The organism is Rhodospirillaceae bacterium (assembly GCA_028819475.1).
Lineage (GTDB): Bacteria > Pseudomonadota > Alphaproteobacteria > Bin65 > Bin65 > Bin65.
Genome location: JAPPLJ010000021.1, coordinates 1 through 17,284, shown reverse-complemented (window position 1 = coordinate 17,284; position 17,284 = coordinate 1). Strand labels below are relative to the sequence as shown.

Below are 17,284 nucleotides of genomic sequence, written 5' to 3'. Positions count from 1 at the left end.
CGCCGGCTACTCCGCCGCCACGGCGCCGGCGCCCGCACCCGTCAGGGCCCCGATCACCTCGCCGGTCGTCATGATGTCGGCGAAGCTGATCGACATGCTGGTCAGGCTGGCGTTGTGGATGGCGTCGGTATAGGTCGCGTTGCCGTCCGCCACCATGATGACGTGGAAGTTTCGCATCATGGCGTCGCGCGCCGTCGCCTCGCAGCAGACGTTGGTGAGCGTGCCGGTGATCGCCAGCGTGTCGATGCCGCTGGCGCGCAATTGCGCCTCGATGTCCGACGATCCCTGGATGAAGGCGCTGAACCGGTTCTTGACCGCCCGCATGTCGCCGTCCTCGGCAGCCATGTCCGGCCACAGGGGATGGCCCTCGGCGCCGTCCATGAGCTGCTCCGCGATCCGTCTTGCGGTCTCCGGGCTGGCGGTGCCGCCCAAGAAGGACGACCATTCGGTGAAGATCCTGTCGTCGAACGTGGTGGTGACCCAGACGACCGTCCCGCCGGCTGCACGGAAGGACGCCGCAAGGCGGTTGATGTTGGGAACGACCTCGCGCGCCATCGGCACTTCCGACGGCAGGCCCTCTTTCAGGAACGCCGTCTGCATGTCGACCACGACCAGGGCCGTGCGCGCCGGATCCAGCGTATCGCGCACATGCAGCCTGCCGCCGCGCCGCATCCTGATGAGCCGGACTGCGTCCGGGTGGATTTCGGTCTTGTGCATACCTTCCTTCCGGTCAGGCTCCGCCGGCTCGCTCCCGGCATCGAAGCAAGGGTGCACAGGAAGCCGGCCTTGTCCAGCGTGGCGCTTCGCGGATCCATGTCCCCTTGGGCTGAGGCCGGTTCGGGGACTCCCCGCTATCGACCCGGTCCGATTCCGCCTATAAGGACGTGCAGGTCCGGGGTACCTGCGGCAGCGGCGGGTTAAGGTCGATGAGTCAGGACAGGCATATTCCGTTCGAAGCGCCGGTGGTCGATCACCTGTCGGTGCGGGTCGTCGTCGACTCCCGCCACGAGCTCTTTCTGCCGAAGGCCGACCATCCGCACGTCCACATCGAGCATGTCGGGATGATCCCCGGACAGCATATGACGACGCTCGCCGGCGAATGGGGCCTCTCGCTGCATCTCGAATCGACGGCAGGCGGGCACAAGGCCGCGTACCTGCTCGATTTCGGCTATACGCCGGAGATCCTGAACCGGAATTTCGCGCTGCTGAACATCGATCCGGCGCGGCTGACCGGCCTGATCCTGAGCCACGGGCATCGCGATCACTACGGCGGTCTGGAGGGATTCGTGGCGCGCCACCGGAACGAAATGGGCGACGACCTGAATCTCTACGTCGGTGCGGAGGAAGCGTTTCATGTGCGCTGGGTTCCGGCCGGTCAACCGCCTCCCGGCGAGGAGCCGGAGATGCTGCCCTGGGGTGCGCCGGACCGCGACTCGCTGGTCGCGCACGAGGTTGCGCCGGTGTGTTGCGACGGCCCCCGAGCGCTCGCCGGCGCCTTCACCACCGGCTACATCGAGCGCAATTCCTTCGAGGAGGTCACCGGCGGCACCAAACTGGAAGTTCCCGACCATTTCAGCGAAGCCGAACGCCGCGGGGAGCTGGTGTTCGACAGCCACCCGGAGGAGCACGCGACCTGCTATCTGGTCCGCGGGCGCGGACTGGTCGTCATTTCGTCCTGCGGCCATGCCGGCATCGTGAACTCGGTCCGGACCGCGATGGCGGTTGCCGGCACCGACAAGCTTCACGCCGTGATCGGCGGTTTCCATCTCGGCCTGGCGAAGCCGGACTACATCGAATTCACCATCGACGAACTGGAGAAGCTCGAGCCGGATGTCGTCGTCCCGATGCACTGCACCGGAGAGCCTTTCATCGAAGCGATGCGCCGGCGCATGCCGGAGCGGCTTGTGCGCTCCTTCCTCGGCACCAGGATTTCATTCGGCGTTTGATCCCCGACATCGGCTCCGGCGCCGTCCTGCATGCGCCGGGCCCGATCGCTGCGCCCGCGGGCAAGCCGCGCTGCGGCTCGCTGCGTCCCGACACACCCGGCCTTGCTTCCGTTCTCCGCTGCTGCAATCGAACTTTCCGGCAGGTCGCGCCGCAGCCTGACGGCCGTATCGGTTCAAACAACTCCTTTCGCGCCCTTACATGACATTTTCTTGCCAGATGGTCGCGTGGCCGGTAACATCTGCGCACGGGAGAACGAATAATCGATTAATTCGCCCACTTTCGCCGCTTCGTGTCGGGCCGTAGCAACAGGCGACAGCAGCCTTCATTTTTTTGAAGCTGACCGTTTCCGGCTGCGAGAACGAATTCGACACGCTTACAAGCGATGCGGAAGCGCCACGGGGCTCCTTTTGACCGGGAGCAGACATGATGTCCAGGCCGACACTAAGCCAAATTGCCGAACAGCTGGGGGTTTCAACTGCAACTGTGTCGCTTGCCATGCGCGGCAGCCCGAAAATCTCACAAAAAACCCGGGAGAGAGTGGCGGTCGCTCTGAAGGAATCGGGATATATCTACCAGCGTAGCGCTGCCGGCCTGCGAACCGCAAAAACCCATACAGTCGGCGTCGTCCTGAACAATATTTCCGATCCGTTTTGCAGCACTCTTCTGGCATCTATCGAGGAAGAACTGTCGAAAGCAGGACGAACGATATTCTTGTGCAATAGCAATGAATCCGTTCAAAGACAGACCGAATTTCTAAGATCCATGGCAGAATATAATGCCGATGGCGTGATTATTTCGCCGGCAATCGGCTCGACCGCAGAGGATATACTTTCACAAAAGGCCTTGTTGCCGCCCCTGGTCTTCGTATCGAGGGCGGTGTTCGACGTGAACGCGGATTATGTCGTCAACGACGACCGTCAGGCCGCGAACCTGGCGGCAAAGCGGCTTCTCGGTTGCGGGCACCGCCGGATTGCCCTGGTCGGCGGCGATCCGAGCGTCAGCTGTTTCGCCGCAAGGCTGGAGGGCTACAAGGAAGCGCTTGGCGAAGCCGCCATCGCTTTCGACGACGCGCTGGTCCGGGCGTGTGCGCCCACGCGGCCGGCCGGTTTTGCCGCCGCACGCTGGGTCGCTGAACTGGCCCCGAGGCCGACCGCTGCAATCTGCTACAACGACTCACTGGCGCTCGGCTTCATATCCGGCCTCCGGCACGAAGGTTTGCATCCGGGTACCGATTTCGCGCTTATCGGCCATGAAGACATTGAAGAAGCCGGCTTCGTCTCGCCTTCGCTCAGCTCGACCGCGGTATTGCGCGATGAGATGGGCCGGACGGCAGCCGCGGTTCTTTTGGAGCGGGTGGCCAATCCCGATGCGCCGCTGCAACGGCATGTCCTCCCGTCCGAACTTGTCGTCCGGGAAACCTGCTCGGTTTCCAATGACACCGCTCTTCAGGCCGGTCCGGTCCGCGAGCGTAACTGACGGCCGGCGCGGGGCTGGCCGGCATCGAAAAATTCTCAAATCCTGCGCAGTGTCCGGATAATTTGTTCGATCGGGACGTATCCGGTTTGGCCGCATCCTGGCGGCTTTCCAGTGCCATCGTTCTATCCCGAAGAATCCGAAGAAAACTGCTCGGCGTATGACTCCAATTTTTCCCGGTCGTAACTGCAGGACTTTTTCGTTTTGCAAACACGAAGAAACAAACAGATTTGCGAAGTCTGTTTGAACTTGTCGCTCGTATAAATCGTATTACGATCTTCCTCGTCGGATTTCCGTCCGCAATAAATTGCGTTTCCGTTGTTCGTTGTTGAATTTGTCCGACGCGCTCCGTCCGGTGCGCCGGCGATTGCCGGACAATTCCGGAAAACAGCGCTCTCCGGACCGAGGTATCGTCGAAAAGCGCGGTCGAACAAAGGGATTGCCGTGAGTTTGAACCCTTTGGCCGGTTAGCATCGCCTTCGGCGGACGCCCGATGCGCAGGTCATATAACCGATTTAATTCGCCGGATTTCAGGAAATGACCGCCACAGCTGGCGCGACCGTTCCCGATCGCAACACGGTCTTGGCAGCGTTGGACTCCTGAATCGCCGGCGCCATATCGGGGCGCTCAACAGTGCCGCCGTCTCCGGCGGCCGAATTGCATTCGTCAATCGGCGGCAAGCCCCCGGCAAGCGGGCGCGTCCGATCTTGCGGCGCGGCAGGTGCGGCACGCCCGCCGGCGAAAACGGGCAGCGAGGCTCACCGGACCGAGGGGGTTGCCGCGCTGTTGCCGTTTGCGCCATGTATCCCTTTTCGCTGGCCATAGGCCGGGGCGGCCGGCCGGAATCGGGAGGACAGGCTATGGGTTTGATGATTGACGGCGAATGGCACAGGGAAGACCGGCTCGCCGGCTCGGACGACGGGCACTACCGGCGCGCGGTCACCGCGTTCCGCGACTTCGTCACCGCCGAAGGACCGTCGCCGTTCAGGGCCGAGCCCGGCCGCTATCACCTTTATGTGGCGCACGCCTGCCCCTGGGCGCACCGGACGATGATCCTGCGCAGGCTGCGCAAGCTGGAATCGGCGATCTCGGTCTCGGTGGTCGATCCGCATTTGAGCGACGAGGGCTGGCATTTCAGCGACGGACCGGGCTGCATCCCCGACAGCGTCAACGGCGCGCGCTATCTGCGCGACATCTACAAGAAGGCGAAGGACGACTATACCGGCCGGGTTTCCGTCCCCGTTCTGTGGGACAGGAAGGAAGCGACCATCGTCAACAACGAATCGCCCGAAATTCTCCGCATGCTCAACACGGCGTTCAACGAATGGGGCGACAGCGAGCCGGACTTCTATCCGCCGCACCTGCGGCGCGAGATCGACGCCGTGAACGAGCCGATCTACGAGAATGTCAACAACGGCGTCTACAGGACCGGATTCGCCACGACGCAACAGGCCTACGAGGAGGCATTCGAGGCCCTGTTTGCGACCCTGGACGAACTGGAAGCGCGCCTCGACAGGCAGCGCTACCTGGTCGGCAACCGCCTCACCGAGGCGGACTGGCGGCTCTTCCCGACCCTGGTGCGCTTCGACGCCGTCTATGTCGGCCATTTCAAGTGCAACAAGCGCCGGATCGCGGACTATCCCAACCTGGGCAACTACCTGCGCGATCTCTATCAGCAGCCCGGCATCGCCGAAACGGTGAACATGGACCACATCAAGCGGCACTATTACGGCAGCCAGCTGCGCATCAACCCGACCGGCATCGTGCCCAGGGGGCCGGCCCTCGACCTGATGGGCCCTCACGACCGCGGCCGTTTCGGCTGACCGGCGGGCACGCGCCCGGCGCTACCGCCCCCTGAAGTTTTCCGGCCGAAGCCTCGAGGTCGCCGCGCCTCGGCGGCGTGGACGCGCGGCGGGCCGCTACCACTTCGCCTTGAGCGACAGGTAGAAGGTGCGGCCGCGGACCGCGTCGTAGCGGTCCTCCCTGTTTTGCGGGTTCGACGTGTCGGTGGGCGGCCCTGCGTCGCCCAGGTTGAACACGCCGCCGCGCAGCGTCAGGTCTTTCACGCCGAAAACATTGCGCCAGTCCAGCCCGACATCGTGGGCGATCCACGTCTTGAAGCGGCCGCTGTTGTCGATATTCGAGTATTCGGAGATCGCGCGAGTGTGCCAATCGACGATCCAGCCGCGCCCGCGCAAGCCCGGGCCCGCGCTGAGGGTGGCGTGGATGCGGTTGCGCGGAAAGTCGCCGGGCTGCTCGATGCCGTCGACCCTGGCCTCGTCATCGAGCACATGAAGCCAGCGCAGGTCGAAGCCGGTATCGAGTTCGCCGAATTTCCATCTGGCGCCGGCCCGGACGTTCACGCCGGAAGTTTCGGATTCGCCGCTGTTGACCAACGGATTGACGACCCTCCTGAGCAGATTGCCCTCGCGGATCACCGCGGCGCCTGACGGCAGCGATCCGCCCGTGGCGTCGATATCGACGATCTTCTGGGATGACAGCCGGCCCGGCGTTTCAGAATTCTCGATCCGGAACCAGTCGGCGGAGACGGATAATCTGCCCAGGGTCGCCTTCGCGCCGATCGTGTAGACCTGCGTTTTGTGGGGTTCTAGTTCCGGATTGCTGACGTAAGTTGCTTCGATCTGGGGGCGCGGACAATCCGCCAGCGGGCCGGTATGCGTCTTGGTATCGCAGACTCTCGGAAAGCCCCCCGAAGGCGGGCTGTGCAGGCTTTGGAGCGTTGCCGGGCTCCGGCCGGTTTCCCAGGACCCGCGCAGCGATAGGACTTTGTGCAGGCGCCAGACGGTGGCGGCCTGGTACGACCAGGTCGGGCCGACATCGTCGTGGCGGTCGTGGCGCACGGCGAGCGCGACCGTCCAGTCCTGGTGCAGCGGCAGCCGCAACTCGCCGAACGCCGACCAGCGCAACCGCTCGCCGGAATAGGACGCGCCGCCTTGGCCGATCACGTCGCTCACATCATGGGTCCCGCTGTTGCTGCGGAAAATTTGGTTCGTGCGCTCCTCCCGATGGTCGACTTCCAAGCCGGCAGCCCAGCGCAAGGGACCGCCGGGGAGCGGGCCCCCAGGACCGTCCAGAACGAGCCGCGCCCCCCGGAGCGACGTATCCGTGCTGTACTTCTGCCGGACGGCGCTATTGCGGACGGCCTCCCGGTGCGCTGCGGCGGCGACCGGGTCGGACGGGGGATTGAGCGGGTCTTCGAGATTGTAACTTCCGTCGATGATGGCCTGCCGAATCAGGCGCTCGCTCACGAAGGTGCCGCTACGTTGCAGGGAAGAAACGCGATGGCTGCGCACATGCATGTCGTAGCCGATTCCCGCTCCGAGGCGTCCGCGCACGCCCGTCGCCAAGTCGTATTCGAGCAGATCGGTATGCCATTCCCGGTTGCCGTGGGCGGTGAAGCGGTGATTGAGGGTCACCTTCGTAACCTCATTCACGATAAAGTCGCCGGGAAGATCGAGGTCGCTTGAGAGCAGCCGGGTCCTGAAATCCAGCAGTGCCTGATTCGGATTATTGGAAAAATCGAAGGTGAACGGGCCGGTGAGCGGCGCGTAGCGGAACTTCGTTTTGCCCTGGGAGAACCGGGCCGCGGCATAGAAAGTCGCGCCCTTTCTGAGCGGGTGGTCGAAATTGGCGAACAAGCTGTAGCGTTCGAGGCGCGGGTGATCGTCGATCCAGGCGATATCGGCCCAGGCAAAGCCGCAGCCGGTACCCGTTATGCTGTTGGGGTTGGACAGGAACCCGGTATAGCTGCTGCCCGAACACTCGCCCAACGGACGCGCCACCGTCACATCGTCCGCAGTGGTGTTTGTCCCGTTGCCGTCGGTGACGAATATCGTATTGCCGCCCACGCTGACGCCGGAGACGCCAGCGAACGACCCTCCATCGGTCCAGGAAGCGGCGGTGTAGGGCCGGTCTTTGTTGCGGATCTCGGCTTGCCGGAAACCGTCGACGCCGATCGTCAATCGGCCGCGGCCGATCTTGCCGCCCCACATGGCGCCGACATTCTCGATTTCGCTGCCCGGCCGGGCCGGGCGTTCGGTGGCGGCCCAGGCCGTTGCGCCCTCGAAGCCGTGGCGCAGTACGATGTTGATCGCGCCGCCCGGGTTGTCGGGATAGAGCGCTCCGGCGCTGTCGCTCAGGATTTCGATGCGTTCAACGGCCTGAAGCGGCAGCGCGCTCAGACCTGAAGTGGGGCGACCGTCAACCATGAACGCAGCGCCGCCCAACAGGGACCGATATATGCCGAAATTGTTGTAATCGTTTAGGTTCGACACCAGATCCGCGATAGTCGACGCGCCGGACCGTTCGATCTCTTGCCGGGTTATGACATGGACCGGCCGCACGCCGCCGACCGAACCCGGAATGTGGCTGGCCACGGATGTCCGCTCGTCCGCCGCCTTGGGCTCGGCCGAAGCGGCGGCCGCGGGCGCGGCGGCGACCAGCACCGCCGCCAGGCACCACCGGGCAGCCGGGCGGCGGGAAATTTGCCGGCGCTGTGAAATCCGGGCACGATCCTCAAGTTTCGATACACGGCGCATATCGAATTTCCCCAAAACGGATGAGAATGGCATGCATCGTGGACATCCGGCAGGATCGAAACAACCCTGTAAATCGTTATATGCATGCAAGGAATTTGTTATAGGCGGCGTAGCGCATCCGGCTCGCAACGACAGGGGGAGCCCCTTGCCCCAGGCCTTCGACAGCATCCGCATTCTCGATTTCACCCAGGTCGTCGCCGGGCCCTACGCGGCGCAGTTGCTGGGCAACCAGGGAGCGGAAGTCATCAAGGTCGAACCGGCGCAGGGCGACCAGCTGCGCAAGATCTTCAAGACGGGCTCCCAGCCGCCGGACGCCGATTCGGCGGCCTACGAGCTGGTCAACCGGGGCAAGCGCTCGATAGCGATCGACCTGAAGAACCCGGCCGGCCGCGATGCGATCCTGAGGATCGCCGCCGCCTGCGACATACTGCTGGAGAATTTCCGGCCCGGCGTCATGGCGCGCCTCGGCCTGGACTACGATGCTGTGCGCAAGGTGCGCCCGGATATCGTCTACTGTTCGATTTCCGGCTACGGCCAGACCGGGCCGCTGGCCGGCGAACCGGCCTATGACGGCACGATCCAGGCGATCTCCGGCATGATGTCGAACAACGGCCATCCGGAGACCGGGCCGACCCGCGCCGGCTTCCTGCCGGTCGACGTGCCGAGCGCCTTCCTCGCCGCCTATGCCGTTGCCGCCGGCCTGTTCCGCCGGGCGCAGACCGGCCGCGGCCAGTATATCGACCTCGCCATGATCGACGCCGCCATCCTGATGCAGCTCTCGGTCTTCTCAAGGGTCTTCACCGACGGCAGCGGCGGCGGCCTGATCGGCAACCGCTCGACCGCCGCGGTCCTGACGGCAGACGCCTTCCCGTGCAGCGACGGCTACATCGCGGTGAGTGCGGTGACGCGCGCCCAGGGCCGCATCATCCTCGAACTGGCTGGTCTCGATCCCGACCTGTGGGACGATTTCGATCCCGAGAACCCGGCCGCCCCGCGTTCGCAGGAGATTGCGGACCTGGTTTACGACGCCTTCCGCAAGCGTCCGATGAAGGACTGGGAGGCCCGGCTGCGCGAGGCCGGACAGTCGGCCTCCTGCGTGCTCGACGCCAAGGCCGTTGCGGCGCTGGACCAGATGGCCCACCGCGCCGTATTCCGGGACGATCCTGCCGACGACCCCGCGGCCCCGCGCACCATCGGCGGCGCCTTCGTGGCGAACGAGGACGGGCCGGACATAAGCGGCGCGGCGTCGGCCATCGGCGCGGACACCGATGCGGTGCTGGCCGAATTCGGATTTTCCGGCCTGGAGATCGAAGCGCTCCGCGAATCGGGCGCCATAGAGGTCGCTGGAGCGCCGGCTTCTTCCTGACCGGGAACGGGACGGTCAACCGGCGGACGCGAACTCCTTCCCGATCCAGTCGACAAAAGTGCGCGCCGCCGGCGTTTCCTCGTGTTTCGGTGCGGCGAGCAGGAAATAGCCCTCCGGCAATTCCACGCTGTGCGCGTACGGCCGCTCGAGCCGCCCGTCCGCCAGCAGGTCCTGCGCCAGCGAATCGTGCGTGATGGCGAGGCCGCCGCCGGTCAGGGCCGCGGTCATCGCGACGACATAGGTCGAGGCGAGGGTGACGCTCCGGTCCCGCGGGAGGCTGAGACCCTGGCTGGAGAGCCAGGCCTCCCAGTTCGTCGTCACGCCGACGGTATCGAAGAGCGGCGCGGTTTCCCAGCGGCACATTTCCGGCCTCGCGCCGGGCGCGCAGACCGGGTAGGCGCGCTCGACCGCCAGCCGTTCCGCCGTTCCGGGCATCAGCGCGGCGCGGCCGAAGCGGATTTCCACCTCCGGAACGCCTTCCCCGTGCAACGGGTCCCAGATCGGCGTCGACAGGTTGAGCGACAGCCAGGGATGGGCCGCCAGCAGGCCGCCGAGCCGCGGCGCGAGCCAGAAGGTCGAGAAGGCGAGATTGCAGGTCACCATCAGGCGCCGGCCCCGGTCCCCGCCGGTCAGCGCACGGGTGCCGCTGCCCAGGATTTCGAAGGCGTCCTGTACGATCGGCAGGTAGTTCGATCCGGCCTCGGTCAACTGGAGCGCACGGGTCTTGCGGACGAACAGGCCGAGCCCGAGCGCAGCCTCCAGGCTCCGGACATGCTGGGATACCGCCGACTGGGTGAGATTCAGTTCCGCCGCCGCCTGGGTGAAGGAGAGATGCCGCGCCGCCGCCTCGAAGGCGCGCAGCCAGGTGAGGGGAGGGAGGCTCGCCATGCCGGTCGCCCCTTATGCAAAATCGAAACATTAGAATTATTAATGTTACGTCCCAATATCTGTTGTTTGTCAATCGGGGCGGGGCCGCGCAGTCTCCGCGGAGGCTCGTCTGGAGGCGGATTGCGATGAGTGTCCATTTGTTGTTTTCGGGCCGGCCGAAGCTTGACCACCGGAAGGCCCGGGCCGATCTGGCCGCCGCCTTCCGCTGGGCTGCGCGTCTCAATTTGCACGAAGCGGTCGCCAACCATTTCAGCCTGGCGGTTAACCCGGCGGGCACCCGCTTCCTGATGAACCCGAACCAAAGGCATTTCAGCCGGATCCGGGCGTCGGACCTGCTGGAGCTGGATGCGAACGATCCCGTTACGCTGTCCCGGCCGGGCGCCCCGGACCCGACGGCATGGGGACTGCACGGGTCGTTGCATCGCCGCTGCCCGCACGCCCGTTGCGTCATGCACGTTCACTCCGTCTTCGCGACGGTGCTGGCGAGCCTGGAAGACAGCAGGCTGCCGCCGATCGACCAGAATACGGCGACCTTCTACAACCGGATGATCGTCGATGAAGACTTTGCCGGCCTCGCCTTCGAGGCCGAGGGCGAACGCTGCGCCAGCATGCTTTCCGACCCGAACGTCCGGGTCATGGTGATGGGCAACCATGGCCTGCTCGTCATTGGTGACGGCGTGGCCGATGCCTTCAACCGGCTCTACCATTTCGAGCGTGCGGCGGCGACCTATATCCGCGCCCTGCAGACCGGCAGGTCGCTGCGGGTGATGCCCGCCGACATTGCGGAAAGGACCGCCTCCGAAATCGAAGGGTATCCGGGCCAGGCCGAACGGCATTTCGCCGAAATCAGGGCCATCCTCGACGCGGAAGGCTCCGACTATGCCGACTGAAGGCGCTTTGCCCGACGGCGCGCCGGCCGAGGCAGCCCCGACCAACGCGGCATCCAGCGGCGTGACGCTCGACCGCAAGGCCCTGAAGGCGCTCGCGCAGCGGTCCGACCGTCCCGGCCTGGTCTATCTCGCGCAATGGGGCTGCGGGTTGCTGGCAACCGGCTGCCTGGTCTGGCTGTCCGTCGGCACGGCCTGGCTGTGGCCGGCGATGTTCGTCCACGGCGTGCTGCTGACCGTTCCGGCCTACGCAATCAGCCACGAAACCGCGCACGGCACCGCCTTCCGCAGTCGCCGGCTGAACGAAGCGGTCCTCTGGATCACGTCGCTGCTCTACATGGAGGAGCCGCTGCACCGGCGCTACACCCACACCAATCACCACACCCACACCTGGCATGTCGGCAAGGACAGCCAGATGCCGTTCGACACGCCGATGACGTTCGGCGGCTGGCTGCTGGAGGCCTCGGGGCTGGCATTGCTGCGCTACCAGGCGACGGTCCTGCTGCGCCTGGCGGCCGGCCGCTACACCGGCGTCATGCGCATGGTGACGCCAGCGGGCGAGCTGCCGAAGATGACGCGCAACGCGCGCATCTTTCTCGCCGTTTATGCCGGCGCCGCCCTGCTCGTGGCGCTCGGAGGCTCTTGGCTGCTCTGGTTCCTGGTCCTGCCGCGCCTGCTGGGCATGCCGGTCATGATGCTGTTCACGCTGATCCAGCATGTCGAGATGCAGGAAAACTCGCCGTCCATCCTCGAGAGCACGCGCTCGTTCCGGACAAACCGGCTCGGCCGGTTCCTCTACGCGAACATGAACTGGCATGTGGAGCACCATCTTTATCCCCAGGTGCCTTTCTTCGCCCTGCCGGCCTTGAGCCGGGCAGTCGCCGCGCAGGTGCCGGCGCCCGATCCCGGATTTTTCCGCACGAATTGGGCGGTGTTCGTCGTCGTCGTCCGGCGCAGCCTCGGCCTGTCGACCGGCACGCCATCGATCCGCCAGGCGCCGCACATGATCACCGAAGGCGGCGCCTTCGAGCGCGTCGCGCACCGGACCATGTGATGGATACGCCTTTCGTCGAACCGGCCGGGAAGCCGGCAACGTTTTCCCAGGCCCCCTGCAGGCGGCACACGGTGCACCGATGAACGAGGCCGCGGACTATCGGAAGACCTTCGCAGCCCGGCCCCAGCCGCTCACGCTGGAACAGGCCGCGCGGATCACGCCGCCGGCCCGGGCCACGGACACCGAGGGGCTGTTCGACGTGCCGCGGATGCGCGCCTGGCGGCAGAACCGGCTGCGCGAACAGATCGCCGCCCACGGGCTGGACGCGGTCGTCCTCGTCGAGCCGCTGTCGATCCGCTACGCCGCCGGCGTGCGCAACTGCGCGCTGTTCCAGATGCACATCCAGGCCGGATACCTGTTCGTGCCCGCCGACGGCCCGGTCGTCTACTTCGACAGCGAGCCTGGGCGGCACACCGGCCGCCAGCTCGAAACGATCGACGAAGTCCGGGACGATCTCCTGCCTCTGTCCTACATGTTCGCCGGCTCGCGGCAGCGCGAAACGGCGCGCAAATGGGCGGCCCAGATGGGCGATCTCCTGAAAGAGCATTGCGGCGGCGGTGCGCGGGTCGCCGTCGACCGTATCGGCCGCCGCGCCGCGCAGGCGTTGATCGAAAACGGCTTTGCTCCCGCCGATGCCGCGCCGGTCCTCGCCCATGCCCGCAGGATCAAGTGCCCGGAAGAAATCCTTGCCATGAATCTGGCGCTGGCGGCGGCCGAGGACGGCATGACCCGCATGCGCGACGCCCTGCGCCCCGGCATCGCGGAGCAGGAGCTCTGGGCCCTGATGTGGCAGGCGACGATCGAGCATGGCGGCGAATGGCTCGACTATCGCCTGCTCGCCTCCGGGGAGCGGACCAACCCGTGGCAGCAGGAAGCGTCGGGCCGGACGATCCGGTCCGGCGACCTGGTCGTGTTCGACTGCGGGATGGTCGGGCCGCTCAGCTACGGCGCCGATGTCAGCCGCGCTTTCCACTGCGGTCCCGGGAGGCCGAGCGACGAGCAAAGAAAACTGTATACGCTCGCCTGGAACGAGGTGACGCACAACGCGCAGCTGCTGCGCGCCGGCACGTCGTTCCGCGATTTCATCGCCGCCCGCTACATCCAGGAGCCGGGCTACGGCGACCAGCCCTATCCCTGCCTGGCGCACGGCGTCGGCATGGGCGACGAGTGGCCGGTCATCCACCATTCGCCCGAGCATGACGATCATTATGACGGGGCGTTCGAGGCCGGCATGGTGATTTGCGTCGAGAGCTATGTCGGCAAGGTCGGCGGGGTGGAAGGGGTCAAACTGGAGGACCAGGTGCTCGTCACGGAGTCCGGGCCGATCGTTCTTTCCCGGTATCCGTACGAGGACTCGCTCCTCGGCTGCGAGGTCTGAGGAAGGAGGCCGCCCTTGGGCGAATGGATCGAGGTCTGCGCGGCGGACGATATCGAGGAAGAGGACCTGATCCGCTGGGACTACGAGAGCCGGAGCTTCGCGGTCTACAATACCGCGAAGGGCTTTTTCGCGACCGACGGCTATTGCACCCACGAGCGGCAGCATCTCGGGGACGGCCTCGTCATCGGCACGGTCATCGAATGCCCGCTGCATCAGGGCCGCTTCGACATCGCCACCGGCAAGGCGCTCACCCCGCCGGTCTGCGAGGACCTGGCGACCTATCCGGTCAAGGTCGAAGGCGGCATCGTCTTCGTGCGGTTGTAGGGCAGCGGGGAAAGCGCCGCCCCGCAACGGCCAGCCGCTGTTCGGGAAAATCCCGGATCAACGGCCCAGGACGCTGTAGTCGCCGTCCGCGATCAAACGAATGGAAACGTATAATCCAAGCAGCGCGCAGAGCACCCAGGGGCAATTCATTCCATAGATATAGATATACTTCTCCCGCCGGCTGATCCGCGATTGCCGATCGGCTACGAAGAAGCTGACCCAGTAGACCGACGTCATGTAGATCAATTGCCAGAACAGCATCGCCCCGATAATTCCCGCGACGAGTGCGGGCATCAGGTCGACCGAACAGGCGGCATACAGGATCAGCGTCGGGACCGGCGTCGCAAAGCCGTTTGCAATATCCACGTTGAAGCCGTAGGTGCGCCGGTCGGCGTAGGAGCCGTCAAATTGGGCATAGGTCGCCCAGACGTCCGCCCATTGCGTCGACGAAAACAACTTTGCCAGCGGTACCCTTGCGCCAAGGAATTCGGCGACCGGCGACCGGCCGGTCTCGCGCCGCCGGTCGCGCCAATACCGGGCGCGGCGCTCGATATAGTCCCGGCGGAGAAACAGGCAGATTTCCCAATAGCAGACCACCAGATTGACGGAAAAGAACAGGCTCAGGAGCGCATGGACGACGTCAAAGTCCCCCCGGATCCAGTAGCGCCCGCCGATCCCGGCGGATACCAGAATCGCGACGGCCAGCGCCGCAACCTGTCCGGCCGGAAGCGCGGCTCCGGTCCTTTGTGGGTCGCGATCGGGATGGGCTCGATCGGATCGGTGTTCCGGCATGTGTCCTGATCTTTGCGGGCGATCCGGCGTTCGGTCTTGCCGCATTATACCCTGCCGGGCAGCCGTCACCCGCTTCGCGGTTTGAGCGCCCGGGCCAGCATCCGCGCCGGTTCGTCGGTTTCGAAGGAGGCGGCGAAAGCGTCGATGCTGACCGCGACGGCTTCGCTCAGCGGCATTTCCTGCCAGCGGTCGAGCAGCGCCTTCTGGGTGCGCACGGCGGCCGGGCCGCAGGCGAGGATTGCGTCGAGCCAGGCGTCGACGGCGGCGTCCAGGTCGGGCGGTGCCGTTACCTTTTGCAGAAAGCCGATTTCGGCGGCCTCCGCGGCGCCGTATTCCCGGCCGGTCAGCAGCATCTCCCGCGCCGCGCCCCAGCCGACCAGGCCGGGCAGCAGCGCGGCCTCGATCACGCTCGGGATGCCGACCCGCACTTCCGGCATGGCGACGATCGCCGTGGTGTCGCCGGCGCGAAAATCGCAGGCTGCCGCCAGTTCGACGGCGGCGCCCAGGCAATGGCCGCGGATTGCGGCGATCACCGGCACGGGCAGGGTGCGCACCGCGTCGATGGCTTCGTGCAGCGACGTGATGAAGGCGCGGGCGCTGTCCGGCGTCAGGCCGGACATCGTGTTGACATCGGCGCCGGCTGCGAAGGTCCGGCCGCCGGCGCCCGTCAGCACGACGGCGCGCAATTCGCCGTCCGCCGCCAGTTTCGCGCAGGCGTCCTTCAGGCCGGCGATCACCCCCGGTCCGATAGCGTTGCGCTTTGCCGCGCGGTCGATGAACAGGCGCGCCACCCGGCCGCCCCCGGCGCGGCCGGGCCGTTCCTCGTAGTCGATCCTGGCGCCGCCGTCCGTCATTCCGCATCTGTCCCCGCCGTTTCGGCGACGGCGGTAACACGAAGCGGAACGGCGAAACAGGCTTTTCGCCCTGCGCCGATCCGGCCGCCCGGCGGCGGTTGGCAAGCCGCGAGGGCGGGCGCTATATCTCCCCGCGAACGGCGCAACGCCGGTATCACGATCAATCGCGAGGAAGCAGCAGCATGTCGGCCAACAATCTGAAATTCTACATCGGCGGCGCATGGGTCGATCCGGCGGAGCCCCGGACGCTGGATGTCATCGACCCGGCGACGGAGGAACCGTGCGGTCAGATCAGCCTCGGTTCGGCCGCCGATGTCGACAAGGCCGTGGCCGCCGCCCGCGCCGCCTTCGACAGCTACGCCGAGACCAGCCGCGAGGAACGGCTCGACCTGCTGAACCGGATCGTCGAGATCTACACGAGCCGGCTCGACGATCTGGGCGAAGCCATCTCCAGCGAGATGGGCGCGCCGCTCGGCTTTGCGAAGAAGGTCCAGGCGCGGTCCGGCCTGGCGCATATCAAGACCGCCGCCCGCGTCCTCCAGAATTACGCGTTCGAGGACATGCAGGGCAGCACGCTGATGCGGCGCGAGCCGGTCGGCGTCGTCGGCATGATCACGCCGTGGAACTGGCCGCAGAACCAGATCACCTGCAAGGTCGCGCCGGCGCTCGCCGCGGGCTGCACCATGGTGCTGAAGCCGAGCGAAATCGCGCCGCTCGACGCCATCATCTTCGCCGAAATCCTCGACGAGGCCGGCGTGCCGGCCGGCGTGTTCAACCTGGTCAACGGCGACGGGCCGACGGTCGGCGAGGCCATGTCCGCCCATCCGGATATCGACATGATGTCCTTCACCGGCTCGACCCGCGGCGGCGTCGCCGTGGCGAAGGGCGCGGCCGACACGGTCAAGCGCGTGACCCAGGAGCTTGGCGGCAAGTCGGCCAACATCCTGCTCGACGATGCCGATATCGCCAGGACGGTGAAGGGCGGCGTGTTCGTCTGCGCCGGCAATACCGGCCAGTCCTGCAACGCGCCGACCCGGATGCTCGTGCCGATGGACCGGATGGCCGAGGCCATCGAGGCCGCGCAGTCGGCGGCGGGCAAGATCGCGGTCGGCGATCCGCGCGATGAGGCGACCACGATGGGGCCGCTCGCCAGCGCGATGCAGTTCGACAAGGTCCAGGGCCTGATCGAGAAGGGGATCGAGGAAGGCGCCGAACTGGTCGCCGGCGGCCCGGGCCGGCCCGACGGGCTGGACAAGGGCTATTATGTCCGGCCGACCGTGTTCGCCAACGTCTCCAACGACATGACGATCGCGCGGGAGGAGATTTTCGGGCCGGTCCTGTCGATCATCGGCTACTCGGATGAGGACGAGGCGGTCGCCATCGCCAACGACACGCCCTACGGCCTGTCCGGCTACGTCTCGTCGGCCGACCCGCAGCGGGCGGCCCGGGTGGCACGCCGGATGCGCACCGGCAGCGTCCATATCAACGGCGCGATGCCCGATCTCTCGGCGGCTTTCGGCGGCTACAAGCAGTCCGGCAACGGCCGCGAATGGGGCGAGCACGGCTTCGAGGAATTCCTCGAGGTCAAAGCCATCTTCGGCGCCGAAGCCGCCTGACCGGCGGCCGCCGCACCATACGGCGCGCAAGCGCGCAAACCTCCCCTTCCCAAAGGGATTCCTCTGCGAAACGGTTTCGAGCCATAAAGGATATCCTTCCCCCTCTTCAGAGGATTTCTCTGCGAAAGGGGATTCTCAACCTGTCC

General features: G+C 66.0%; 14 protein-coding genes. 9 read left to right on the top strand and 5 right to left on the bottom strand.

All coding sequences use genetic code 11. The features are described from left to right. Window positions 1-6 precede the first annotated feature (6 nt). The gene (locus OXM58_05045; protein ID MDE0147717.1) at window positions 7-717 is read right to left on the bottom strand and encodes a cysteine hydrolase; all 711 of its coding nucleotides are present in this window, start codon (window positions 715-717) and stop codon (window positions 7-9) included. A 209-nt stretch (window positions 718-926) separates the two neighbouring features. Between OXM58_05045 and OXM58_05040 the strand changes: the two genes are divergently transcribed. The 3 genes from OXM58_05040 to OXM58_05030 all read left to right on the top strand — a co-directional run bounded on the left by OXM58_05040 (window position 927) and on the right by OXM58_05030 (window position 5,243). Next, window positions 927-1,946 (top strand): MBL fold metallo-hydrolase, encoded by a 1,020-nt coding sequence (locus OXM58_05040; GenBank protein MDE0147716.1) that lies wholly within the window; start codon window positions 927-929, stop codon window positions 1,944-1,946. Window positions 1,947-2,370: 424 nt separating this feature from the next. Further along, entirely contained in the window at window positions 2,371-3,423 is a 1,053-nt protein-coding gene (locus OXM58_05035; protein ID MDE0147715.1) for a LacI family DNA-binding transcriptional regulator, read from the top strand. An 857-nt stretch (window positions 3,424-4,280) separates the two neighbouring features. Further along, window positions 4,281-5,243: a glutathione S-transferase family protein gene (locus OXM58_05030; GenBank protein MDE0147714.1), complete on the top strand. Its 963-nt coding sequence runs from the start codon at window positions 4,281-4,283 to the stop codon at window positions 5,241-5,243. Between the two features lie 96 nt (window positions 5,244-5,339). On the opposite strand, the gene OXM58_05025 is transcribed toward OXM58_05030, so the two are convergent. Beyond that, a complete protein-coding gene (locus OXM58_05025) occupies window positions 5,340-7,979 on the bottom strand; it encodes a TonB-dependent receptor (GenBank protein ID MDE0147713.1) in 2,640 nt (879 codons plus the stop codon). A 145-nt stretch (window positions 7,980-8,124) separates the two neighbouring features. Between OXM58_05025 and OXM58_05020 the strand changes: the two genes are divergently transcribed. Then, window positions 8,125-9,345, top strand: a complete 1,221-nt coding sequence (locus OXM58_05020) for a CoA transferase (GenBank protein MDE0147712.1) — start codon at window positions 8,125-8,127, stop codon at window positions 9,343-9,345. Between the two features lie 15 nt (window positions 9,346-9,360). On the opposite strand, the gene OXM58_05015 is transcribed toward OXM58_05020, so the two are convergent. Then, complete coding sequence (locus OXM58_05015; GenBank protein MDE0147711.1) at window positions 9,361-10,233, bottom strand: LysR family transcriptional regulator; 873 nt, start codon at window positions 10,231-10,233, stop codon at window positions 9,361-9,363. 125 nt (window positions 10,234-10,358) lie between these two features. On the opposite strand from OXM58_05015, the gene OXM58_05010 reads away from it, so the two are divergent. The 4 genes from OXM58_05010 (at window position 10,359) to OXM58_04995 (ending at window position 13,876) form a co-directional block, all read left to right on the top strand. Further along, window positions 10,359-11,123 carry a class II aldolase and adducin N-terminal domain-containing protein gene (locus tag OXM58_05010; GenBank protein MDE0147710.1) on the top strand — a complete coding sequence of 255 codons (765 nt, stop codon included), beginning with the start codon at window positions 10,359-10,361 and terminating at the stop codon, window positions 11,121-11,123. Then, entirely contained in the window at window positions 11,113-12,174 is a 1,062-nt protein-coding gene (locus OXM58_05005) for a fatty acid desaturase (protein ID MDE0147709.1), read from the top strand. The genes OXM58_05010 and OXM58_05005 overlap by 11 nt, the downstream gene beginning before the upstream one ends. 79 nt (window positions 12,175-12,253) lie before the next feature. Continuing rightward, a complete protein-coding gene (locus tag OXM58_05000) occupies window positions 12,254-13,552 on the top strand; it encodes a Xaa-Pro peptidase family protein (protein MDE0147708.1) in 1,299 nt (432 codons plus the stop codon). A 15-nt stretch (window positions 13,553-13,567) separates the two neighbouring features. Further along, window positions 13,568-13,876, top strand: coding sequence for a Rieske 2Fe-2S domain-containing protein (locus OXM58_04995; protein ID MDE0147707.1), 309 nt, complete (start codon window positions 13,568-13,570; stop codon window positions 13,874-13,876). A 57-nt stretch (window positions 13,877-13,933) separates the two neighbouring features. Here the strand turns inward: OXM58_04995 and OXM58_04990 are convergent, their stop codons facing one another. After that, a complete protein-coding gene (locus OXM58_04990) occupies window positions 13,934-14,668 on the bottom strand; it encodes a hypothetical protein (protein MDE0147706.1) in 735 nt (244 codons plus the stop codon). 65 nt (window positions 14,669-14,733) lie between these two features. Next, complete coding sequence (locus OXM58_04985) at window positions 14,734-15,522, bottom strand: enoyl-CoA hydratase-related protein (GenBank protein ID MDE0147705.1); 789 nt, start codon at window positions 15,520-15,522, stop codon at window positions 14,734-14,736. 182 nt (window positions 15,523-15,704) lie between these two features. On the opposite strand from OXM58_04985, the gene OXM58_04980 reads away from it, so the two are divergent. Further along, entirely contained in the window at window positions 15,705-17,138 is a 1,434-nt protein-coding gene (locus OXM58_04980) for an aldehyde dehydrogenase family protein (protein MDE0147704.1), read from the top strand. Window positions 17,139-17,284 lie beyond the last annotated feature (146 nt).

Bases quoted from the DNA above. Each gene is read 5' to 3' on its own strand.
- OXM58_05045 (MDE0147717.1), bottom strand. From the start codon at position 717: ATGCACAAGACCGAAATCCACCCGGACGCAGTCCGGCTCATCAGGATG.
- OXM58_05040 (MDE0147716.1), top strand. From the start codon at position 927: ATGAGTCAGGACAGGCATATTCCGTTCGAAGCGCCGGTGGTCGATCAC.
- OXM58_05035 (MDE0147715.1), top strand. From the start codon at position 2,371: ATGATGTCCAGGCCGACACTAAGCCAAATTGCCGAACAGCTGGGGGTT.
- OXM58_05030 (MDE0147714.1), top strand. From the start codon at position 4,281: ATGGGTTTGATGATTGACGGCGAATGGCACAGGGAAGACCGGCTCGCC.
- OXM58_05025 (MDE0147713.1), bottom strand. From the start codon at position 7,979: ATGCGCCGTGTATCGAAACTTGAGGATCGTGCCCGGATTTCACAGCGC.
- OXM58_05015 (MDE0147711.1), bottom strand. From the start codon at position 10,233: ATGGCGAGCCTCCCTCCCCTCACCTGGCTGCGCGCCTTCGAGGCGGCG.
- OXM58_05010 (MDE0147710.1), top strand. From the start codon at position 10,359: ATGAGTGTCCATTTGTTGTTTTCGGGCCGGCCGAAGCTTGACCACCGG.
- OXM58_05005 (MDE0147709.1), top strand. From the start codon at position 11,113: ATGCCGACTGAAGGCGCTTTGCCCGACGGCGCGCCGGCCGAGGCAGCC.
- OXM58_05000 (MDE0147708.1), top strand. From the start codon at position 12,254: ATGAACGAGGCCGCGGACTATCGGAAGACCTTCGCAGCCCGGCCCCAG.
- OXM58_04990 (MDE0147706.1), bottom strand. From the start codon at position 14,668: ATGCCGGAACACCGATCCGATCGAGCCCATCCCGATCGCGACCCACAA.
- OXM58_04985 (MDE0147705.1), bottom strand. From the start codon at position 15,522: ATGACGGACGGCGGCGCCAGGATCGACTACGAGGAACGGCCCGGCCGC.
- OXM58_04980 (MDE0147704.1), top strand. From the start codon at position 15,705: ATGTCGGCCAACAATCTGAAATTCTACATCGGCGGCGCATGGGTCGAT.